Origin of the sequence: Pseudobacter ginsenosidimutans, assembly GCF_007970185.1 — a bacterium.
Classification (GTDB): Bacteria; Bacteroidota; Bacteroidia; order Chitinophagales; family Chitinophagaceae; genus Pseudobacter; species Pseudobacter ginsenosidimutans.
Genome location: NZ_CP042431.1, coordinates 4,178,127 through 4,200,461 on the forward strand (window position 1 = coordinate 4,178,127; position 22,335 = coordinate 4,200,461).

The following is a 22,335-nucleotide window of genomic DNA, read 5'->3' on the forward strand; positions in this document are numbered from 1 at the left end:
ATTCAACCTGATGAGAATCGCAATCATAATCAGTATAAGTTTCATGGCGGCGCTGGCGTCCTGCAAGAAATATGTTGACATTGTGCCGAAGGGAAAGATCATCCCGAAGGAAACAAGGGACTACCGCCTGCTGCTCAACAACACCAATAAACTGCTGCCCGGATACGGCACTCAGGAACTGATGACAGATAACCTCGACTACAGTTCCGATCCCGCCCTGGAGAACGGGCTGGGACTCACTTCGGTTAACCTCTTCACTTTTCAGAACGATATCTACCTGCAAAATGCAGATGATGCTGAGTGGAATAATATGTACGCGCAGATCTATGTTGCCAATGTGGTGATCAATGAAGTGATGAAGTCAACTGGCGGTACTGAACGCGAAAAAGAATTGTTACTGGGAGAAGCATTGACGCTCCGCGCACATAACTACTGGGCGCTGGTTAATATCTATGCGAAAGCATATGACGCAGCTACTGCAGCAGCGGATCATGGCGTGCCTTTGGTGCTGCAAGCTGATCTGCAGGCTGACCTCATGAGAAAACCTGTCAGTGAAGTATATACGCAAATCATCAAAGACCTGGAACAGGCGGCTTCTTTATTGCCCGCTACTACGGCCAATAATTATATCCCTTCCAAAGCCTCGGCCTTTGCCATGCTTTGCAGAACCAGGCTGATGATGCGTGATTATGCGAATGCAGAGAAGATGGCCGACAGCACTTTGAAATACAGGAGCACTGTTCTCGACCTCAACACCGTTGTTGCGAATCCGCGCTCATTGCCTTTGTACATCAGTCACCCCGAAGTGATCTACCAGCGGCATGCCGGTAATCCCTATGCGACGATGTTCATCAGTCCGGATCTGCTGAACCTGCTGGGCACTCAGGACCTGCGCCGCGTATTGTTCACGGCAGATGGAAAAACAACGCTCAACCTGGTAGGCGTAACATTTTATGGTGAGTTCATCGATTTTCGCACCAGGAATACCGGGCCTACTGTTCCCGAAATGATGCTGGTGAAAGCCGAATGCCTGGCCAGGTCAGGGGACAAAGATGGCGCCATTGGCCTGTTGAACCAGCTCAGGCAAAAAAGATTCAAGCCCCTGGAGTATGCAGATCTTTCCGCTGCCACACCGGCTGAAGCATTGAATACAGTGCTGGATGAAAGAAGGAGAGAACTGTTCTGTACTGCTGCCAGGTTCTTTGATCTGAAAAGAATTAACAAAGAAGCTGCACTTGCAAAAACAATTATACATACTTTCAAGTCGGCTACCTATACCCTGGCTCCTGATAGTAAACTCTATGCATATCCGATCCCTCCAAGAGTACTGGAGATCAGTCCCGGTATAGTACCCAATGAAAGATGAACACTCATCCTGAAAAAAGATATCATGGAAAACAAGAAAACGATCTTAGCCATCTGTTGTACGTTTTTTCTCTTTGTAATGCTGAACCTGTCTGTGTCTGCACAGGAAAAAGGAATTCATTTCGAACATGGCCTTACCTGGCAGGAAGTAAAAGAGAAAGCGAAAAAAGAAAACAAGTTCATCTTCATGGATTGCTTCACCACCTGGTGCGGCCCCTGCAAAATGATGAGCCAGCAGGTGTTCCCTTTGGAAGAAGTAGGTGAATTTTTCAATGAAAAGTTCGTGAACGTGAAAGTGCAGATGGATAAAACGAACAAAGACAATGAGGAAATTCAGAAATGGTATGATGATGCTGCCGCCATTGCCAGAGAATACAATGTACTGGCCTATCCAACATTCCTGTATTTCAATCCTGATGGCAAGCTGGTGCATTTGTACGTAGGTTCCACCAAAGAAGGGAAGGAGTTCATAAAAGTTTCAGGCCAGGCCCTTGATCCTTCCACACAACATTATACAAAAATGGAAAATGCTGTGAAGGAGGCCGAAGGCAATCCTGCGAAGCTGCGGGAAATGGCTATCGAAGCAAAACAGAAATATGATGGAGTGAATGCTGCACGTTTATCTCAGGCATACCTGAAGCAACAGACCAATCTGTTCACCAAAGAGAACCTGGAATTCCTTGACCAGTTCACCAATCATTCTTCCGATCTCAGTTTCCGTTTGTTCCTGGAAAATCCTGCAAAGATCAATGCTATCATGGGTAAAGGTTTTGCACAGCGTAAAGTTACCCGCGTAGCCATGATGGAATCCGGCGCCAATGAATGGCTGATGAGCAAATCAGATGATGGAGCTCCTGCGGTGAAGGAAAAGATCCGTCAGCAGTTTCCGGGCATGGCAGACATGCTGATCAAAAAAGTGGACCTCCTGCACCTGCAATTCTCCGGTAAAAAAGAGGATTTTGCTAAAGAGGTGATCCCCTTTGTGAAAAAATATAAAAATGAACTCCATTCCGAAGAGCTGGTCTCCTTTGCCAGGAGCCTGGGCCGGAGTGACGATAAGAAAGTGATGAAAACTGCACTGGAGTGGAGTAAGCAAGCCTGGGAGGAAAGTCCATCTGAAGGTTCCGCTTTTGTGTATGCTACCTTGCTCTACAGGAGCGGCGCAAAAGAAAATGCTATCGCCATGCAGAAAAAAGTGCTGGAGCTTGTCAAAGACAATAAACAGGGAGTCAAACATTACGAAGACGTACTGGCCAAAATGGAAAAAGGCGATCCGTTGTAGAAATATATTTTCTGTAAAAGTGCAGGCCGTTCCGGTGATCCGGAGCGGCTTTTTTTATGGCTTGTTCCGCCAATTAATTGTTAAAGGCCCTGCTCTATTTATGTAATCCTGCCGGTTGGAACATCATTCCGGGAAACCACTCTATCAACTTAACCATTACTTATGCGCATACTCCTCATCGCAGCGGCATTGTTCATCCTGGGCATTGTTTTCCTCATGGCAGGCCAGCCACGGAAAGGGGCCAGGGCAACAATAGCTGATCCGGAACAGCCATCGGATATCGATACTTCAAAACTCATCAATTGGTCCGTGAAGCCCGGCAATGCCTGGTACCTGCGTGGCGCCAATGATGCCATCTATCTGTATGTTCAGGTGCAGAGCGGCGAAATAAAACAACAGAAGCCCCGCACGCCATTGAATGTTTCGCTGGTACTTGACCGCAGCGGCTCCATGCGCGGAGATAAGATCCGTTATGCCAGAGAGGCCGCGAAATTCCTGGTGAATCAACTGAACAGCGAAGATTATTTGTCAATCGTAAATTATGATGATGATGTAGAGGTCACCAGTCCTTCGCAGCTCATCAAAAACAAAGAATACCTGCGCAAGAGTATTGATAAGATCATGGACCGCGGAAGCACCAATCTCAGTGGCGGTATGCTGGAAGGTTATACACAGGTGAAGTCGACCAAAAAAGAAGGTTATGTGAACCGCGTGCTTCTGCTCACCGATGGCCTTGCCAATACCGGCGTCACAGCTCCTGAGGACCTCAGAAAAATCGTAGAGAAAAAATATACAGATGAAGGGATCGCTCTTTCCACGTTCGGACTGGGAGCGGATTATAATGAAGATCTGCTCACCATGCTGGCAGAAACAGGCCGTGCCAATTATTATTTTATTGATAGCCCTGATAAGATCCCTGCACTGTTTGCCAGTGAATTGAAAGGATTGCTCAGTGTGGTGGCTCAGAATGCACTTGTGCAGATCGATCTGCCTGCCGGCGTGAAATGTGAAAAAGTGTACGGCTATCCTCATGAAATAAAAGATGGAAAAGTGCAAATCCGCTTCAACGATATCTATGCGAAGGATGAAAAAGCCATCTTACTCAAACTGACCGCTTCACCAGCTATCAATGAAATGCTGGCTTTCAATTGCAGACTCAAATACACCGATGCGGAAACTGTGAAAGAGGTGAGTCTTGAAAAAGGTGTGCTGGTAAAGCCCACCGGCAGTGCTTCACTATATAAGGAAGGGGAAGACAAACAGGTGCAGGAAATGCTGGCGCTGTTTGAATCCGCTGAAGAATTCGATAAACTGATGGCCGATGTGGATGAAGGAAGATATGAAGGTGCTAAGGCAGAAGCCGCTATCAGTATGCAAAAACTGGAATTACGGGCCGCCTCCTACGATTCCGAAAAACTGAGGGAACAGCATGCACGGATGAAAACCTATGTGAAGAGTATCGACAGTGTAAGAACGATGCAGGATTCAGACCGGAAGATCTACCAAAAAAGCAATAAAGCTGTAAACTATGAAGTGAAAAAACAAAAAAGAAACTGAGGAGAGATAAATGCAATAAATGAAAAAAGCCCGTGATGTTTGGATCACGGGCTTTTTTTGTACTTTAGCCTGAACCATTTCAACCTTCCCCATCCACTACGGGGCATTGGCCAGTGGCAACCTTGACATCCTCTGATAGAAAAACCTAAACAATTGTGCCTGTGGCTGCTGAGCAATTACATAATGAGAAAGATCTGCTGATAAGGATTGCCGATGGCGATGAATCCGCTTTTGCAGAACTTTTCCATTTTTACACCGCCCGTCTCCACCTGCATGTTACCGGTCTTGTTAAATCCGCTCCCATAGCGGAAGAGATCATACAGGAAACCTTCCTTCGCGTATGGATGAACCGCGACCAGCTGCCGGGTATCGAATTTCCCCGCGCCTGGATCTTCTCCATCGCCAGTAATATCTGTTTCAATCACCTGCGTCAACAATTGCGAAAAGAAAAACATCTCCGGGTGCTGGCAAGTCGTGCGGAAGACAGCCAGAACGAAATACCTGTCCTCACAGAGCTCAAAGAGATCAGAACCGCCATTCACGATGCAGTGGACCATCTCTCCGGCCAGCGCCGTTTGATCTGGTTGCTCTATCGCGAACAAGGCCTCAAACAATCTGAGATTGCCAGTCAGCTGAACATTTCCGTTTCCACCGTTAAGAACACCATCGCGCAATCGCTTGATTTTATCCGCAAGCATATGCGCGACAAAGGCTTCTGGATACCGGTCTGTCTGCTGGAAGCCATTATGAAAATTTCTTCTTAACCGTATAGTACCTTTTCCTTCCTGTGGTTACATAGTATCAGGGCGGCCATGGCCAACCCTCAAAATACCCATATGCAACAGAGAGCAGCGTACCTGTTAGAAAGATACATTACAGGCAGTATCAATGATGCTGAAATGGCTGAACTGCAGGAGCTGACTGAATCGTCGGCCCCTGAAGTGCAGCAGGGAATTCAGCAATGGCTGGAAGGCCGTGAAGCCGATCCTGCCTACAATCCGCAACAATGGCAACATGTGCTGGGCCATATCATCAGTGCAGACAGGCAGGAAGAGAAAAATAGGAAAACAGTACCGATGTACAAACGGTCCTGGTTCCGTTATGCAGCCGCTGCCGCAGTTGTGATTGTTGCCGGTCTCGGTTTCTGGAGATCAAATGAAAAAATAGAAAAGGAAACCATCAGCCCTCAGCCCATCGTACAGAAGGAAGTGCCGCCGGGAAAAGATGGCGCCATCCTCACGCTGGCAGATGGAACAACATTGGTGCTTGACAGTATGGGCAATGGTGTAGTGGCCAGTCAGAACGGAACACAGGTGGTATTGAAAGACGGAAAGCTCGCTTATTATGGAGGAGCAACTGATATCGCTGTAGCCTACAATACCATGACCACGCCCAGGGGAAGGCAATTCAATGTGACCCTGCCCGATGGCACCAGGGTATGGCTCAATGCAGCATCATCACTGCGTTATCCAACTGTGTTCAATGGCACTGAAAGAAAAGTACAGATAACTGGTGAAGCCTATTTTGAAGTGGCGCAAAATAAGAACCAACCATTCAAAGTGGAAACCGGCAAGGGAATTGAAGTAGAAGTATTGGGCACTCATTTCAATGTCAACAGTTATGATGATGAGCCCACTATCAATACCACACTGCTGGAAGGAAGTGTAAAAGTAGTTGCAAAGAATAGTCCGCAGGAAAATGGAAATTCTGTGGTGCTGAGACCTGGTCAGCAGGCGCAAAACAGCAATACGGAAGATGGAAAAGGCCTGCGCATCAGGCAGGTTGACCTGGATGAAGTAGTGGCCTGGAAAGACGGAGCCTTCTCCTTCAATGATGCAGACCTGAAAGCCGTGATGCGTCAGCTCAGCAGATGGTACGATGTGGAAGTTGAATATGCAGGAGAAATTTCAGAACAACAGAGATTCACCGGAAAGCTCGGAAGGTCAATACCCCTCGCGGACCTGCTGGCTGAGATGAAAGATTATGATGTGAAGTTCAGGATCGAAGGAGGGAATAAGATAGTTGTGTTACCCTGATCGAAATGAAAAAACCGGGTGGAAGATTGGACCCTTTACCCGGTTATCGTTGAGGTCAGTGATCAAATAGCGTGAACTGCTTAATTACTTAACCAAAACATTGCAAAAGTATGCAATTAAATGCTGTTAAGCAGCGGAATTATTCCGCCTGCTTTGCCAAAACTGCCTCGGTGGATGAAGGACTTGTGTACAGAACGTTCCGGCGGTCCACCGTGGGAACAACTGTGAATGCGATGAAACTGACAATCATCTTCCTGATCGTGGCCGTATTCCAGGTAAATGCTCATACCTCGGCCCAGACTGTTTCTTACTCCGCCAAAGCGGCGAGCATCCCAACAGTGCTATCCGCTTTCGAGAAACAAACAGGTTATCTTTTCTTTTTCCGGAAAGAAGACATGAGTACAGTGAAGCCAGTATCGGTTGACCTGAACAATGTTCCGCTTACCGATGCCCTCCACGAATTGCTCAAGGGACTTCCCCTCAAATTCACCATCCGCGGCAATACCGTTTTCATCAAGAAGGATGAAACGCTTGCTTTTGTTCGTCCTCCCGGATTGGAGATCGAACTTCGGAAAGCCGTTATCGGAAAGGTAGTGGATATGAAAGGTGTGCCCATCCAGGGGGTAAGTGTAACGGTAAAGGGAACCTCACGGGCAACAACAACCGATATCGCTGGCCGTTATTCCATCGATGTGCCGGAAGACGGCACCCTGGTGTTCACCAGCGTTTCGCATGAGACCCAGTCTGTACCCGTGAAAGGGAAAACACAGATCGATGTGATGCTCAGACTTAAGATCTCTTCCCTCGAAGACTATATCGTGGTAGGCTATGGCTCTACCAAAAGAAAAGACCTCACCGGTTCCGTTTCGTCTGTGGATGTGAAGGAAGTGAGGGACGCTCCCTTTGTGAGCATTGATCAGGCGCTCACCGGAAAAGCAGCAGGGGTGCAGGTTGTACAGGCCGATGGTTCTCCCGGCGGCGTGGCCAAGATCCGTATCCGTGGCGGTACCTCACTCATGGGCAGCAATGATCCGCTCTATATCATCGATGGTGTACAGGTGCAGATCCAAAACCGCTATCTGCAGAACCAGGCAGAAGCGGTGAACCCCATCGAGCGTTTCGGCAGCGATGATCCCAACTCATCCGTTTCCGGCGCTTTTGCCAGAGGACTGAACAGTCTCGCCGGCTTAAATATCAACGACATTGAAAGTATTGATATCCTGAAGGACGCATCCGCAACAGCCATCTATGGATCACGCGCCGCCAACGGCGTGGTGATCATCACTACCAAAAAAGGAAAACAGAACCAGAAGCCGGTGCTGGAAGCTAATTACTACACAGGTTTCACCAAAGCCATTAAACAGGATCTGCTGGATGCCGAACAATACAAGATGATCACGAAGGAAGCGGCGAAGAACCTCAATGATGAGCGCGCCAATGCAGGTCTTCCCCTCAATGCCCGTGCCTATGCCATCTTAACCAATCCCGATTACCTGGGCACAGCCAATACTGACTGGCTGGGACTGGTTATGCGTACTGGCATCACACAGAATGCAGATATCTCCGTTCGTGGCGGTGGCACTGGCTCCCGTTACTACACTTCACTGGCTTACCAGAAACAACAGGGCGCCCTGAAGGGAACAGATTTTCAGCGTATCTCCGGAAAGATCAATCTGGATAACGAGATCACGCATCGTCTGCGCATCATCGCCAACCTCGATTACGGCTTTACCAAAAACAATATCACCAACGGTATCTATGCACAGGCGCTCTATGCACCACCCACATTGCCTGCATACAATCCCGATGGCAGCGTATACCAGTTCACCGGCTCCAGGATCGGTGGATATGATTACGAAGGTTACCAGAACCCGCTCGCCTTACTGCAAGGGATAAACGAAGGAAAGACTTCCACCTTGCTGGGATCACTCGCTGCTGAAGTGGATATCCTGAAAGACCTGAAATTCCGCAGTGTTGTATCTGTGAACTATACCAACTATCATCAGCTGAACTATGTGCCCAGCACTGCTGTGATTGCCTCTCCCAATGGTATCGGCAGCTCCAATGGCGGTACAGGCTCTCAGTCGCAAACCGAGAACACCAGCATGTTCTATGAGAATACGCTTACATGGGACAAGCAATTCAATGACCAGCACAGACTGAATGTTGTAGGCGGAACCACCTGGCAGAAAGATCGTTTCAATACGTTCTCAGCCAGCGGACAGGGATTCCCCGACGATAAATTCCTGAACAATCTCTCTTCAGCCGCCGTTGCCCTGGCGCCAACCGGTACATCAGGACAAAGCTCCCTGCTGAGCTTTTTCATGCGCGCCAACTACTCACTGAAGGAGCGCTATCTTTTCACATTCACCGGTCGTTCAGACGCATCTTCCAAATTCCCGAAGGTGAACCGGGTTGGGTATTTCCCTTCCGGTGGCGTGGCCTGGAGGATCTCCGAAGAGAATTTCCTGAAAGATGTGAAATGGCTGGATGAGCTGAAGATCAGAGCCAGCGCTGGTTTGACCGGTACACAGAACATTGGCGATAACCTCTTCTATACACTGTATACCCCAGGTTCTTACAACAGGGTGAATGCCATGATCCCCACACAGCTCGGCAACGACGATATCAAATGGGAATCCACTATGCAGAAAGATCTTGGTCTGGATTTCAGTTTCCTCAATGCACGTATCCGTGGATCATTCGGATATTATGAAAAGAAAACAGATGGACTGTTGATGAGCACCATCCTTCCTCCCAGCTCTTCCTATGCAAGTGTGATCTCCAATTTTGCCACCATCGTTAATAAAGGACTGGAATTCGATATCCGCGCAGATATCATTCGCGGCAGGGACTTCCAGTGGAATGCCGCTTTCAATATTTCAGGCAACCGATCCAAAGTGCTGGATATTGCCGGTGATTTCACTGATCCGAATGGAGATCCTGCCCTGGCGCAGTATTATCTCGGTAACAGCATCGTGAGAAAAGGAGAGCCTATCGGACTGTTCTATGGAAAGATCTTCCAGGGACTTTACCAAAATCAAAAACAGATCGATGATTACAAGGCCGCAAATCCATACTGGATCTATTTCAATCCTTTCGTGAATATCGGGGATGCTATGTATGAGCGCGACAGTACCGGTTTCGATAAGCAGGATGTGATCGGTCATGCACAACCGAAATTCTATGGCGGATTCACCAATACGCTCAATTACAAGAATTTCAACCTGATAGTTCTCTTCACATATTCCTATGGTGGCGAAGTGCTTTATCTCCAGGATGTACAGAATAAATTTGTGAGCGGCCAAACTAATAAGAGCACGGCGATACTGGACAGGTGGACGCCGGAGAATCCTAATGCAGACAGGCCACGCCTGATCATGGGAGGCAACTCTACTGCCTACACAGCCAGCAATGATGTGTATGATGCCAGTTTCATCAAACTGAAATCCGTAACGCTTTCTTACAGACTGCCGGATAACCTGATGAAGAAATGGAGAATGAGAGACGTGAATGTTTACGTTTCCGGCACCAACCTGATCACCATTTCTTCCTATCCCGGACCTGATCCTGAAGTGAGCGGTGATCCTTACAGCCTGATCAACGGAGCTACCGATTCCGGCACCTTCCCCACAGTTCGTCAATACAGTGCAGGTGTGAGGATTGGATTTTAATTAACTCTAAATCATTTGAAGGAATGAAACAGCTTACATATATCTTTTCTGCCTCGCTGCTGCTCTTTGCTTCCTGCAGCAAGGAACTGGGGAAATTACCAGAAAATGCAAAAGTGGACGGTAATACCATACTTGATCAGAAAACTGCCGTGGTGGCACTTAATGGCGTGTACTATCGTTTTGCCAATGTGCAGGCAGGTAATAATGTTACTGACTGGGGCGCCAATGAAACCTATCCAGGTTTCTTCTCGGGCTTCCTCGGTTATGGTTACGGAGAAATGAATGAAGAAAGAAATCAATACAATGTAACAGGTGATTATTTCTGGACTTATTCCTATTCCATCATCAATGCCGCCAATGGCGTGATTGGTGCAGTTGATAAACTGCCAGACACAAAGTTCACCGGCGACGGAAAGAAAAACATCCTTGCCGAAGCACGCTTTCTCAGGGCTTATGGAAATGCCAAATTACTGAGCTATTACGGGCAATGGTGGGATCTCAACAGCAAGTACGGTGTAATGCTGCGCACAGAGCTCGTTGCCCTTGGCAATGTTCCCAAGGACCGCAGCACTGTTGCTGAATCTTATACCAGCATTTTCGAAGACCTGGATTATGCCATCGCCAATGGCCCGGATCTTACTGATAATTCCTATGCTAGCAAATGGACAGCCATGGCGCTGAAAATGCGCGTGCTCCTGATGCACGGACAAGCGGCGGACTATACTGCAGCTATTACCCTGGCAGATCAGATCATCGGCAGCGGAAAATTCAACCTGGAACCTAAGCTCATCGACCTGTTCAGAACAAAGGGAATGGCCAGCAAAGAAGTGATCCTCGGTGTGCGTCCGCAACAAAACCAGGAAACTTACTACTACAATGTGAGCAAGCAATACTGGCCCGGCGCGTCTTCTCTGTATGTGGCTGTACAGGGATTCAAAGACCTGTTGCAGAGTGATCCCAGGAACAGCTGGATGGTGGGGACGGAAAATGATTCAAGGGAAGATTCTTATTATTTCACAAAATACATCGCTGAAGGAAGTACTCCTTCCCAGATCACAGAAAGCGTATACCCATTCAGGTTATCTGAGGTGTATCTCATGAAAGCAGAAGCCATCGTGAGATCAGGCGGTACCGTTGCCAATGCAAGAACGATTCTGAAAGAAGTGATGACGAAAGCGGAAGTGACCAACTTTACGGCGGTAGACAATGCAGCCACTCCGGATGCAATGCTGGAGCAGATCTGGCTGGAAACTGCCAGGAACCTCACCGGTGAAGACGGACAGGAATGGCTGGCCCTGCTCAGATTGCCTTTCGAGAAAGTGAAGGAGCTGAAACCTCTTATCACTGACAAGATCCAGTACATCCTGCCTGTGCCCCGCACTGAATTATTGAACAATCCGGAGTTCGGAGATCAGAACCCGGGTTATTCCCGATAGAAACCTAAACGAAAAATTCAGCCATGCAAAAAATGAAAACAACAATCGGGTATGCGCTCATCCTCGGCTGCGCATATGCCTGCCAGACAGCCGAAGCGCCCAGGAAAGCCAGTATCGACGCCCATATCACCGGCCTCAAAGATTCGGTAGTGTACATTTCCGGTCTGAACGATGAGCCGGCGAAAAGCGATACCGTGCCGGTGAAAGATGGAAAATTCTCCTGGTCAGGAACGGTAACGGATCCACGAAAAGTGTTTATCAGCACAAGCGGACAATACATGGAATTCTTCATGGAAAATAACCCGGTAAAAATCGAAGGAACAGTGGATTCTTTCTATTATAGTAAGGTTACAGGTTCTGCTTCGCAGGACGAACACATGGGTTTTGAGAAATCGGTTAAAGATATTACCGATGGCCAGTGGCCTCTTTACCAGCAATTGCATGTGGCGAAGGATGATAAAGTGAAGGCAGCATTGGAAGCGAGGATCGATTCTTTCAGGATGGCAAAAAGAGCACGCATCAAAACTTATGTGCTGCAACATCCGGCCAGTCCTGTTTCCGTGGCCCTGCTCGCTGATATGGCGGTGATGGGAGAGTTTGCCCCGATCGACAGCCTTTACCGTCAACTGGATCCGGTAGCTAAACAATCTGTATCCGGACAGAAGCTGAGCGAAAGGCTGATAGTGATCAAACGCAGCTCGCTTGGGCAAACCATCAAAGATTTCTCTCAGAACGATCTCGATGGAAGGCCTGTGAAATTCTCCGACTTCAAAGGCAAATACCTGTTTGTTGATTTCTGGGCCAGTTGGTGCGGCCCCTGCAGGGCTGAGAACCCGAATGTGCTCAGGGCTTACAATACATTCAAGGGAAAGAATTTCGAAGTGTTGGGCATCTCGCTGGACGATAATGCTTCCAAATGGAAGGAAGCGGTGGAGAAAGATGGTATGCCCTGGAAACAGTTGTCTGATCTCAAAGGATACAACAATGAGATCGCGGAATATTACGGCATCCAGGCTATTCCTTCCTCTTTCCTGCTCGATCCCAATGGCGTGATCATCGCCAAGGACCTTCGTGGCACAGAATTGCAAACCAAACTCGCTGAAATATTACAATAACAAACCCATGAACAAGAATTTCATCATCATGTCTGCGCTTGCACTGGCCGGTTTGGCTGTGCAGGCACAATCAGGCCCTTTCGAGATCAAAGGGACCCTGAAAGGAAGTCATAACGGATATGTGTACCTGATGTATAGTACAGAGGGACGCATACAGAAAATGGACAGCTCCCTGGTGAAGAATGGACAATTCAGTTTCGCCGGCGAGTTGCCGAATCCGGTATCTGCCACGGTACTACTTGAAAACGTAAAAGTCTGGACGGGGAAAGAAGATATGGCCCGGCTCTTTATCGAACCAGGAAAAATGAAATTGGCGATCACGAAGGGAAACCTTAAAGCGGCATCGCTCACAGGATCAGTATCGCAGAAAGAAAATGCAGAGCTGGAACTTATTAGTGCAGGACCCAGGCAAAAAATGAAAAGTTTCAGCGACGCTTATGATAAGGCCAATGAAGCATACATCGCTGCCAGGAAAGCCGGTAAAGATGAAGCAACACTGGAGAAACTAAAGGATAAGGCCACGGAAGCCAAAGACAAACTGGATCCCTTCTATGAAGAAATGAGGACCAATACCATCACCTGGATGAAACAACATCCGGCATCCTGGGTAACGGCCTCCAATATGCGATGGTATGTCAGCTCCATGAAATTGCAGGAATCTGAAGAGATGTATGGGAAGATGCCTGAGGCTATCCGTCAAAGCCCGATCGGCCAGGAATTGAAAAAAGAGATCGATGGTCTGCGCATGGGATCACCCGGCAGCAAGGCGCATTTATTTACGAAAAAAGATATCAATGGCCAGGACCTCAGTCTTGCCGATCTCAAAGGCAAATATGTATTGGTGGATTTCTGGGCCAGCTGGTGCGTGCCCTGTCGCAAAGGCAATCCACATCTGTTGAGCCTCTATTCAAAGTATAAAGACAAAGGCTTCGAGATCATCGGCATCTCCGACGACGATAGCAATCATGAAGCCTGGAAGAAAGCCGTTGAAAAGGACGGTATCGGTGTATGGAAACATGTACTGCGCGGGCTGGACATGAAGAAGAAAATGGCCGGAGAAGAAAACCCCGAAGATGTGAGTGATTATTACGGCATCCATTCACTGCCCACCAAGATCCTCATCGATCCCAATGGCGTGATCGTTGGTCGTTATGGTGGCGGCGGTGAGAACGATGAAGCAATGGACAAAAAACTGAAAGAGATCTTCGGAAGTTGATCACACACTATAGACAGTTACGAACTGTTATACATGAGCGCCGGGCCTGAAAGGGCCCGGCTTTTTTGTGCTATTCTTGATTTTCGATTTCCAGGTAATTTTATTACATTGATGGACCATATTAAACCTAAATCTAAAGGAGGAAGTGGAACTGCTGAAAATGGGCAGGTGCTTTGCCGAGGATGTAATAGAACAAAAAGTGATAATTAATATGAAACATGTAAAAATTTATTTTGAACACAATAATACACCAGAAGGAAAATTTGGTATCGAAAGCGCTTGGGCTATTCCTGATGGCGAATTTTATAAACTTGATAATATTTTATTCTATGCACCTGAATATTCTTTAGGTGATGTTGTGAGCGTTGAAAATAGAAATGGAGAGTTATTTGTAACGGGGTTAATTAAGGAGTCTGGACATAGTACAGTAAGAATTATCTTCTACAATGCTGATGATATTATTAAAACCAGGAAATTTTTAGAAGATTTAGGTTGTGAATCTGAAATAAGTGATATTCCAACCTTGCTCGCAGTAGATATACCAACAAATGTAAATTACCAAATAGTAAAGGAAGCTTTAATGCAAGGAGAAGCAATGTCTAAATGGGGGTATGAGGAGGCATGTATAGCACATCCCAATGCCTAATTATGGTAATTAGAAATGAGTTAATAATATTCAATGCTTTGCTGAGATTAATGATTCTAAATACTGGTTCCTAATGATTCTTGACTTGTTTCAGCCGACAGATGGAATAATTTAAAAGGGTACCCTGTTACGGTAGTATGGATTTTAGCCGCCATTTCGAGAGCTGGCGGCTCTTCTTTTATATTGTCAGAAGATAATAATGGACGAAAGAACCACTTTTAGAATCTCACTTATATTCATCCTTCATTTTGCAATTGGTTGTAATGGTCCAGCTGGAGTTGGCCAAGATCAGGGCAATAGTGATGTAGTCTCTCTGCCTGAGAGCAGTGTTTCTGGCGTTGCAGACACTGATATTCATTCACTGTCTGACTCGTCGATTACCATTGTCTTTTCGTATGCTGCGATCGCTTGTAGGTGTCCGCAATGGTTTGAAACGAAACATGCAAATGTAAAGTTCCAGGAAGGGGTTGAGCGTTTTTATTTAGAACCAATCAACAATAAATTAGTCAATGCAAATTCATTGTGGGATGGCGTGCATCTACCTCTTACCGTAAAAGTTACTGGCAAGTTTTCAAAGGAAAAAGAAACGGCAAAGACATACCGAACGAAAGGCGTCCCCGAAAATGCCAGGATTTTTTGGTATGATTCGATAACTGTTGTTTCCCCGGTTTTAACTTCTAATTAGCGCCTTCCACTCATTTTGTTTTTATCTTTTCCTAAAACTTAATGCGGTAACGCCACAGGAAAATCTTTTGGTCTCGCCAGGTTCCAGTTTCAGTTGTTGAATATCTTTTGAATACATTGAAATGCCTGAGCCCAGAATAATGGGATTCATCATCAGCCAGTATTCATCGATCAGATTGTGTTCTTCCAGCTGCCTCACAATGGAAGGACTTCCAAATACAAGGATATCGCCGCCTGTTTCCTTTTTCAGTTTTTCAATATTTGCTTTCAGGTCGGCGCTGATCACCTGGAGTTTTTTGGAGGGATCAGGTTGAAGGGTAGTGGACACTACTACTTTCGTGACTTTATTATACCAGGCGGAATGATGTTTGGCATGTCTGTTAGCATTTGGTTGCGATCCTGCAGTAGGCCAGTAGGCATCCATCATGTCAAATGTAACACGTCCGTACAAAGCTGTATCGGAGCGGTCTGTAAACTCTCCCACAAAATCGAACAATGCATCATCGAATCTGATCCAGTCCATTTCGCCGTTCGGACCTGCTGTATATCCATCGAGTGAAGTATGCATGGAAATGATCAATTTGCGCATATGATTTATTTTATGCTGCTAAATTGATCCATTTTCCTGTATTTCACAGGGGCTGACTGCGACAAAAAATGGTCTGTTTATCCCTTCGAATTCCCTTTGATATCGTCGTTCACGATCTTCTTCCTTGTTTTTTGCTGGAAAATATTCCCGAATTCCCAGTTCACCGTGAGCTTGAAGGCGCGCAGGTAGTACCTGTTGGTTGCCAGGGAATGGAAGCTGGCCGACTGCAATACGATCTCCTGCGGAATATAGGTGGAGAAAGGATTGATGGCCGCAGCTGTGATACTTAGTTTCGGTTTTACAATTTCTTTCTTCACAGCAAAAGTGTACATGTATTGATAAGATTCATGCCCCTGCAATGTGATCATGCGGGTACTGTATTCTCCGAATGCCTGCACAGAAAAACGGTTGGGTAGTTTGATGGTAGCATTGAGGTCGATATCAGCAGCCCAGCCTTCATTGAAAATGTGCAGCGCCTGGCTGGTGAATTCCAGGTGATTTACATTGAAGTTGCCATTCAGGCTCAGCCAGCTATTGATCATTGCATTGGAAGAAAAATTCAATCCATACATTTTGTTGCCTGCAAGATTCTGTTTTTTAGTAGAAGAAATCCCCTCTGCATTGGTCTGGGTATAGTCCACAATGGCATCGTCTGTTTGTTTCCAGAACAGGGATGAATTGAGGAAGAATTTTGTGCCTCTGTTCCATCCGTATACCAGCTCGGCCTGGTGCATGGTTTCAGGCTCCAGGTCGGGATTGCCGCTGTAGTGGTTTTTCGGATCGCTGGCGTCGATATTGGGATTGAGGTCCCAGATATATGGACGGGTAAGCCTTTGTGTATAGCTCAGAGACAAATGATGTTCATCATTCAGTTTCTTAGATACCGTAATATTCGGAATGAAGTTGGTGAAATTATTATTGAACTGAGGTCCTGAGCTGAATCGTCCTTTGATCTCCGTTCTTTCCACGCGAAGTCCGCCTTCCAGGTACCAGTCCTTTTTAAAATTGTTTTTCAGCAAGGCATAAGCGCTGTATACATCCTGACTGTATTTGAACTGGTCCGTACGCAATGGATCGGGTTGCAGTCCTGCAGGATCCTGTGGGTTGCCTGAGCTTGTGCTGTACTGGTTGTTTACATTGCGGAGGATGATCTTCACGCCGGTTTCCAGCGTCATTCGGTCTTCATCCAGGATGGGATGCTGGTAATCCGCCTGTGCTGTCCATTCCCGGTTCCTGGTTTTGTTGCTGTTGATCTCCTCATAGACGGGGAGGGTATGAATGTTTTCGGTTAACCATGTCTGATATGGATTACGGCTATGGGAGGGTGAGAATTGCGCCAGCAGGTTGAACTCCTGTCCGGGTCTCTTGAATTTCCTCGTATAACCCAGGTTGAAGTCAGCGCCGAGATAGTTTTCTTTGGCAGTGGTGGTCTGGAGGTATTGATCGGAGATAGCGCCGCCGGCCTGTTTCACGATCGTTTGTTGCTGACGGTTATGCGGCCATTTGCCGAACCAGGTATTCACACCGAAATTGAATTCGGAAACGGAGTCGGGTTTGAATGTGATGGTGAGATCGCCGGAACCGTGTGGAGCTGCGTTATCGCTTTCCTGTTGCTGGATAAGCTCCCCATCGGGAATCCCATCTTTCCACTGTTGCCGGTTTGTATTCACGGCTTCCTTTGTTCGATAACGATGGAGATGGCCATTGAGTGCAATATTCCATTTTTCCTGATTGATGGCGATGCGCGGATTCAGCACCTGCTCCAGGTTGGAGCCTGCTGCTTCCAGTGCGCCGCTGAATTCTTTTCTTCCTTTTTTGGTGATGATATTGATCACGCCTGCTGCGCCTTCTGCATCATAGCGGGCCGATGGGGTAGTGATCACTTCAACAGACTGGATAATATCTGCGGGCATCATGTTCAGCGCATCAGCAGCGTTCCTGGCCATCTGCCCGGAATATTTTCCGTTTACGAGGATCTTCAGATTCTTGCTTCCGCGCATACTCACGTTGCCCTGAGCATCCACATTCAGCACAGGCGCTTTGCGCAATACATCGGCAGCAGTTCCTCCTTTATTGGTTGCGTCATTGGCAGCATGGTATACCAGCATGCCTGGCCTGGATTCCACCAGCTTCTTTCGGGAACTGACCGTTACCTCGCGAAGCCCTTCCACTGCGGGTGCCAGCCAGATGGTGTCCGGAATGGATTGCCCATTCAGTTCTTTCTTACTGTAGCTGATGGCGGTGATCAGGAGAGTGAACTTGCTTTGTAATATTCCATTCAGGTTGAAGCTTCCTGCTTCACTGGTGGTGGTTGAGCCCAGTTGTTGCTGTTTTTCATTTAATAATACCACGGTAGCATGGGCCACAGGCTTGCGTGTGAGCGAGTCTATAACTACACTGTGTATACGCTGCTGTGCTGTTGCGGATGAGGCAATGCTCAGCAGCAACACTAAAAATACGGGATAAGAACGGGGCGGATTTGTCATTTGGTCAATAGTAAATGTTCCTAAAACAGGCAAATCTATTGATACCCCTATCGGTGAGAAGTAGTAATCAAGAACTTTTCTTACGAATTCAGGAATTTGAAAATACAGCGGAGTGTGGCAGTCGCTCGCCTCCCGGCGAGTGACCTGTATTTCGTCGCCTCCGGCGACACCGTGTTCGCCGGAGGCGAACAAACAAAAGCCACTCGCCGGGAAGCGAGCGACTGAGCACTGCGAAAGAAAAAGGGCCAGCCTTTTACAGCCGGCCCCGGTACACCAAATTGACAAGCAAGTTATCAGGAAACCCACTGCATCAGCAGTCCGCTGATATAACCGCCGTAATTGCCCAGTACATAACCGAGCACGGCCAGCAGCACACCAACCGGCGCTAATGCGGGATGAAATGCGGAAGCGATAAGCGAAGCCTGTACTGCACCACCGAGGTTGGCCTCCCCGGAAACTGCAAAAAAGAAATAAGGCGCTTTGATGATTCTTCCCGCAATGATCATGGCCAATGCGTGGAAACAAAGCCAGATGAAGCCTACAAGAAAAAGACCGCTGTTCCTGAACACCCCGAGAATATCCATCTGCAATCCTACGGCAGTGATGAACAGATACAGGAAAACTGTACCTACGCGGGAAGCGCCTGCTCCTTCCAGCTTACGCAAAGGTGTAAACGAAAGTATCACACCAATGCTGGTGCAGAGGATCACTACCCAGAAAAAATTGGAAGTGAGACTGAATTTCTCGAGATAAGGAAAATTGGTCTGAATGAAACTGACCAGCGGACCTGCTATGAGGTAGGCCAGTCCGCATCCTCCGAAGGCTACGGCCAGGATGGAAAGCGAATCGGAGAGATTTGGTATTTTGGCAGTAGCCTGCTGGTAGGCCTGCATCTTTTCTTTCACTTCTTCCACATCATGATCATTGGCACGGAAGAATTTGTTGATTTTTTTATTTTTTCCCACTCCATAAAGCAGAATGGCCAGCCAGATATTGGCGATCACGGCATCCAGCACTACCATGGTAGAGAACAGCTGCGGGCTGGGTTTGAACACTTCATTCAATGCTGCGAGATTGGCGCTGCCGCCGATCCAGCTGCCGGCCACAGTAGCAAGGCCGCGCCAGACGGCATCGGGCCCTTCTCCACCCACCAGGTCAGGAGCAAAACTTTTGACGATCAGGATCGTCAGCGGACCGCCGATGATCACTCCGATGGCGCCGGCCAGGAACATCACACCGGCCTTCTTCCTGAGCTTCCATAATTCCTTCATATCTACACTCAGGGTGAACAATACCAAACCTGCCGGTAACAAGTATTGCGAAATGAGTCCATATAGTTTTGATTCTTCCCCCGACACAATATTGGCAGTATTCAAGATGCCTGGAAAAAAATACAAAGCCAAAAGTGGCGGACAGAAAAAATAGAATTTCCTGAAGAATCGATTATTGCCGGTGCTCGTTTTTTGAACGAATGCCATGAAAACGACCAGTATCGCAAATATTACAATATCACTGCTGATCAGGGGTGCGGTTGCCAGTAAAACCATGTTGCGCTATTTGTTTGAATGTTGCTGAAGACCAAGTCCAGGCTGATTGCTCAGGATGATCTTTCCTTCTTTGAGTACGGGATCCTGGTAAGGATTGTTGCTGATGAGCCAGGTGCTGTCAAGATCCACCCAGTCGCACTGCGGAGCAATGGCAGCCGCCCCGAGGATGGCAACGGAGGATTCGCCCATACAGCCTACCATCAGTTTTAGACCGAGCTCCCTGGCTCGTTTGATGATCTTATAACCCTCATGCATACCCGTACATTTCACCATTTTGATATTCACGCCGTGATAGGCGCCTTTGGCCTTATCTACATCTGCCAGCCTTTGTACGGCTTCATCGGCCACAATGGGAAGCGGACTGTGTTGTGTAAGCCAGGCATGATTGTCCCATTGATCTTTAGGCATCGGTTGCTCCACGAAAATGGTATTCTGTTCTTTCAGCCAGTGGATCATTTCCAGTGCCTGGCTGCGATCGGTCCAGCCCTGGTTGGCATCTACAGTAAGAGGTTGCTGACTCACGGAGCGGATGGTTTCGATGATCTGCCTGTCATTATCACTACCCAGTTTTACTTTCAGCAATTTGAAATCGGTTGCTTCCAATACTTTCTTACGGATCATATCAGGCGTATCGATACCGATAGTGAGGGTAGTGGCTGGCATCATAGCCGGATCGGAACCGAAGAGTTCGTAACAGGGACGGTTGGTGAGTTTGCCAACGAGATCGTGCAGCGCAATATCAACGCCTGCTTTGGCGGCAGTATGACCGGGATGCAGACTGTTTACATAAGATAAGATCGTTTCGATGTCCTGCGGATCCTTGAATTGTTCCAGTTTTACGGTTGAAAGGAAGTTGATGCTATCGTCCAGTGTTTCTGTGAAATAGTAACCGGGACAGGCTTCGCCGTAACCGATGATGCCCTCGTGCTCAATTTCAGTCATGATCACGGTGTCTGCAATAGTAGTATGGCCGGAAATCGTGAAAGGATATTTTCTTTTCAATTCTTTTAAATACCAGGTCAGTTTCATTTTTATCGATTTAAATTATTTGCTTTTGCTTCTGGAGAAGGGGATGTAATTGGCGCGGGGCAGGTTAATGGTGCAATCATTCACTGCGCCTTTTTTGGATTGGGTAAAAAGATAGATGGCCCTGAGACCATGATCGAATCCCCTGAAGGCTGTTTGATTGCCGCGCTGATACGCCGGCGTTAGTACAACCGAATCGTAGCCATTGCGGAAGGCTACCAGTTTGTTGCCGCGCAGTTCAAATGTTAGTTCCACTATTGCATCTTTGCTGTAGAAGGCTCCGGTAAAGGGTTTGAGGGCTGCTGCATCCGGTTTGAAGCTGGTAGCTTTTCTGAACCAGGTTTCTTCTCCGCCACGTTTTACGATCAGTGTATCGCCGCCGGAAGAGAATCGGTACCCCGTGGTTTCATAGATGAACTCATTTGTTCCAACGGGTTGCAGCAGGGCTTCATGACAGATCAGTTTATTGTTGCTGATATGGAAGCTGAAGAATTCTGATTCGTCTTCAACGCCATAATAAGCGCCGGTCTTGTTTTGGAGTGTGGCAACATCAGGATAGTTCGTTTGTACTGCCGGGATCGCTGCTTTTCTTTTCTTTCCGAATAAGATCTCGAAGATCTTCACCTGCAAATCTGCCGTGATGATATTCTTGTTATTGGTCATATAGGTAACAGATATATCGTATTGCGGGTAATAAAGTACCAGCGCGCGGTAACCGCTAAGGAGCCCCGAATGGCTGATCTCACGGATGCCATCGAAGTCCATCACATGCACGCCGCCAACAGCATAGCTGATGGTGTCCCCACTAATGAGCACATAGCGCTGAAGCCGGGTCTGGGCCAGTTTCCCTTTGTTGATGAATTCGTTCCAGCGGCGAAGGTCATCGGCGCAGGTGATCAGTCCTGCTGCTCCATAGGTTTCATCGGTGGTATAACCATGACGGAGATGGGTAACCGGTCCGTAATAAGCAGAGGCCATGTTCGGGATTATATCTTCAAACCTGTTCCTGAAAGCGGAATGTTTCATTCCTGCCGGAGTAAGCAGACTGTCTTTCACGAAGGCAGCGAAAGATTTTTTGGTGACCCGCTCCACTACGATCCCCAGCAAGTCGAATCCCGCATTGGTATAGGAATATCGTGTACCCGGTTTGTAATTGAGATTGGATTGCCGGCAGATCATATCGATAGCATCATCCTGGTTGAATAATCGCTGCCCGGTTGGTAATGCAGAAAGATAGGTCACATTGCGCCAGTCTTTTAGCCCACTGGTATGCGTGAGGCACATGCGTACATCGATCTTGTTGCCATAGTCCGGCAATTCAGGCACGAACTTGCGGATATCATCGTCCAGCGAGATCCGTCCCTGCTGCACCAGCAGCAGCACAGCTGCAGCGGTGAACTGTTTGGACACGGAGGCTGCTTCAAAAACAGTTTCGTTGGTGATGGGTACTTTGTGTTCAAGGCTGGCATAACCGAATTCCTTGTGGAATAGCTGTTGCCCATTGCGCGACACGATCAATACTGCACCCGGACCATCATTCAGATACTGATTGAATAATGTGTCCAGCGATGCGCCGGCATTGGGCGATACCTGTGCACTGGCGTTGCCGCCAATACAACAGGAACCCAATGCCAGTGCTGCAAAAAAACGTTTCATGAGTTACTGATTTTTATGAT

At 47.5% G+C, this 22,335-nt stretch carries 17 protein-coding genes; 12 read left to right on the forward strand and 5 right to left on the reverse strand.

What is annotated here, in order from left to right:
- Window positions 1-10: 10 nt before the first annotated feature.
- From FSB84_RS16660 to FSB84_RS16715, 12 genes are all read left to right on the forward strand, one after another.
- Window positions 11-1,366, forward strand: a complete 1,356-nt coding sequence (locus FSB84_RS16660) for a RagB/SusD family nutrient uptake outer membrane protein (RefSeq protein ID WP_130539062.1) — start codon at window positions 11-13, stop codon at window positions 1,364-1,366.
- Window positions 1,367-1,390: 24 nt separating this feature from the next.
- Window positions 1,391-2,647, forward strand: coding sequence for a thioredoxin family protein (locus tag FSB84_RS16665; RefSeq protein WP_130539063.1), 1,257 nt, complete (start codon window positions 1,391-1,393; stop codon window positions 2,645-2,647).
- Window positions 2,648-2,809: 162 nt separating this feature from the next.
- Complete coding sequence (locus FSB84_RS16670; RefSeq protein WP_130539064.1) at window positions 2,810-4,204, forward strand: vWA domain-containing protein; 1,395 nt, start codon at window positions 2,810-2,812, stop codon at window positions 4,202-4,204.
- A gap of 155 nt (window positions 4,205-4,359) precedes the next feature.
- Window positions 4,360-4,968, forward strand: coding sequence for an RNA polymerase sigma factor (locus FSB84_RS16675; RefSeq protein ID WP_158643959.1), 609 nt, complete (start codon window positions 4,360-4,362; stop codon window positions 4,966-4,968).
- 72 nt (window positions 4,969-5,040) lie between these two features.
- Window positions 5,041-6,240: a FecR family protein gene (locus FSB84_RS16680; RefSeq protein WP_158643960.1), complete on the forward strand. Its 1,200-nt coding sequence runs from the start codon at window positions 5,041-5,043 to the stop codon at window positions 6,238-6,240.
- A gap of 110 nt (window positions 6,241-6,350) precedes the next feature.
- Window positions 6,351-9,914, forward strand: a complete 3,564-nt coding sequence (locus FSB84_RS16685; protein ID WP_225979798.1) for a TonB-dependent receptor — start codon at window positions 6,351-6,353, stop codon at window positions 9,912-9,914.
- Between the two features lie 23 nt (window positions 9,915-9,937).
- Window positions 9,938-11,350: a RagB/SusD family nutrient uptake outer membrane protein gene (locus FSB84_RS16690; RefSeq protein ID WP_130539067.1), complete on the forward strand. Its 1,413-nt coding sequence runs from the start codon at window positions 9,938-9,940 to the stop codon at window positions 11,348-11,350.
- A gap of 32 nt (window positions 11,351-11,382) precedes the next feature.
- The gene (locus tag FSB84_RS16695; RefSeq protein WP_158643961.1) at window positions 11,383-12,465 is read left to right on the forward strand and encodes a TlpA disulfide reductase family protein; all 1,083 of its coding nucleotides are present in this window, start codon (window positions 11,383-11,385) and stop codon (window positions 12,463-12,465) included.
- 7 nt (window positions 12,466-12,472) lie between these two features.
- Entirely contained in the window at window positions 12,473-13,681 is a 1,209-nt protein-coding gene (locus FSB84_RS16700) for a TlpA disulfide reductase family protein (RefSeq protein ID WP_207234172.1), read from the forward strand.
- A 33-nt stretch (window positions 13,682-13,714) separates the two neighbouring features.
- The gene (locus FSB84_RS31705; protein WP_207234173.1) at window positions 13,715-13,891 is read left to right on the forward strand and encodes an HNH endonuclease; all 177 of its coding nucleotides are present in this window, start codon (window positions 13,715-13,717) and stop codon (window positions 13,889-13,891) included.
- Window positions 13,827-14,327, forward strand: coding sequence for a DUF4265 domain-containing protein (locus tag FSB84_RS16710; protein WP_130539069.1), 501 nt, complete (start codon window positions 13,827-13,829; stop codon window positions 14,325-14,327). Before FSB84_RS31705 ends, FSB84_RS16710 begins: the two co-directional genes overlap by 65 nt.
- 199 nt (window positions 14,328-14,526) lie before the next feature.
- Complete coding sequence (locus FSB84_RS16715; protein ID WP_130539070.1) at window positions 14,527-15,012, forward strand: hypothetical protein; 486 nt, start codon at window positions 14,527-14,529, stop codon at window positions 15,010-15,012.
- Between the two features lie 21 nt (window positions 15,013-15,033).
- On the opposite strand, the gene FSB84_RS16720 is transcribed toward FSB84_RS16715, so the two are convergent.
- The 5 genes from FSB84_RS16720 to FSB84_RS16740 form a co-directional block, all read right to left on the reverse strand.
- Window positions 15,034-15,600 (reverse strand): dihydrofolate reductase family protein, encoded by a 567-nt coding sequence (locus tag FSB84_RS16720; protein ID WP_130539071.1) that lies wholly within the window; start codon window positions 15,598-15,600, stop codon window positions 15,034-15,036.
- 77 nt (window positions 15,601-15,677) lie between these two features.
- Window positions 15,678-18,086, reverse strand: a complete 2,409-nt coding sequence (locus FSB84_RS16725; RefSeq protein WP_130539072.1) for a TonB-dependent receptor domain-containing protein — start codon at window positions 18,084-18,086, stop codon at window positions 15,678-15,680.
- Between the two features lie 293 nt (window positions 18,087-18,379).
- Window positions 18,380-19,633: a DUF819 family protein gene (locus tag FSB84_RS16730; RefSeq protein WP_130539073.1), complete on the reverse strand. Its 1,254-nt coding sequence runs from the start codon at window positions 19,631-19,633 to the stop codon at window positions 18,380-18,382.
- A 6-nt stretch (window positions 19,634-19,639) separates the two neighbouring features.
- Window positions 19,640-20,662 (reverse strand): dipeptide epimerase, encoded by a 1,023-nt coding sequence (locus FSB84_RS16735; protein WP_130539074.1) that lies wholly within the window; start codon window positions 20,660-20,662, stop codon window positions 19,640-19,642.
- Window positions 20,663-20,677: 15 nt separating this feature from the next.
- Window positions 20,678-22,315: a serine hydrolase domain-containing protein gene (locus tag FSB84_RS16740; protein ID WP_130539075.1), complete on the reverse strand. Its 1,638-nt coding sequence runs from the start codon at window positions 22,313-22,315 to the stop codon at window positions 20,678-20,680.
- Window positions 22,316-22,335: the final 20 nt, after the last annotated feature.

Excerpts from the sequence above, each read along its gene's own strand:
- FSB84_RS16740 (WP_130539075.1), bottom strand. The coding sequence starts at position 22,315 with ATGAAACGTTTTTTTGCAGCACTGGCATTGGGTTCCTGTTGTATTGGC.
- FSB84_RS16715 (WP_130539070.1), top strand. The coding sequence starts at position 14,527 with ATGGACGAAAGAACCACTTTTAGAATCTCACTTATATTCATCCTTCAT.
- FSB84_RS16670 (WP_130539064.1), top strand. The coding sequence starts at position 2,810 with ATGCGCATACTCCTCATCGCAGCGGCATTGTTCATCCTGGGCATTGTT.
- FSB84_RS16725 (WP_130539072.1), bottom strand. The coding sequence starts at position 18,086 with ATGACAAATCCGCCCCGTTCTTATCCCGTATTTTTAGTGTTGCTGCTG.
- FSB84_RS16695 (WP_158643961.1), top strand. The coding sequence starts at position 11,383 with ATGAAAACAACAATCGGGTATGCGCTCATCCTCGGCTGCGCATATGCC.
- FSB84_RS16730 (WP_130539073.1), bottom strand. The coding sequence starts at position 19,633 with ATGGTTTTACTGGCAACCGCACCCCTGATCAGCAGTGATATTGTAATA.
- FSB84_RS16720 (WP_130539071.1), bottom strand. The coding sequence starts at position 15,600 with ATGCGCAAATTGATCATTTCCATGCATACTTCACTCGATGGATATACA.
- FSB84_RS16700 (WP_207234172.1), top strand. The coding sequence starts at position 12,473 with ATGAACAAGAATTTCATCATCATGTCTGCGCTTGCACTGGCCGGTTTG.
- FSB84_RS16680 (WP_158643960.1), top strand. The coding sequence starts at position 5,041 with ATGCAACAGAGAGCAGCGTACCTGTTAGAAAGATACATTACAGGCAGT.
- FSB84_RS16690 (WP_130539067.1), top strand. The coding sequence starts at position 9,938 with ATGAAACAGCTTACATATATCTTTTCTGCCTCGCTGCTGCTCTTTGCT.
- FSB84_RS16735 (WP_130539074.1), bottom strand. The coding sequence starts at position 20,662 with ATGAAACTGACCTGGTATTTAAAAGAATTGAAAAGAAAATATCCTTTC.
- FSB84_RS31705 (WP_207234173.1), top strand. The coding sequence starts at position 13,715 with ATGAGCGCCGGGCCTGAAAGGGCCCGGCTTTTTTGTGCTATTCTTGAT.
- FSB84_RS16665 (WP_130539063.1), top strand. The coding sequence starts at position 1,391 with ATGGAAAACAAGAAAACGATCTTAGCCATCTGTTGTACGTTTTTTCTC.
- FSB84_RS16685 (WP_225979798.1), top strand. The coding sequence starts at position 6,351 with ATGCAATTAAATGCTGTTAAGCAGCGGAATTATTCCGCCTGCTTTGCC.
- FSB84_RS16660 (WP_130539062.1), top strand. The coding sequence starts at position 11 with ATGAGAATCGCAATCATAATCAGTATAAGTTTCATGGCGGCGCTGGCG.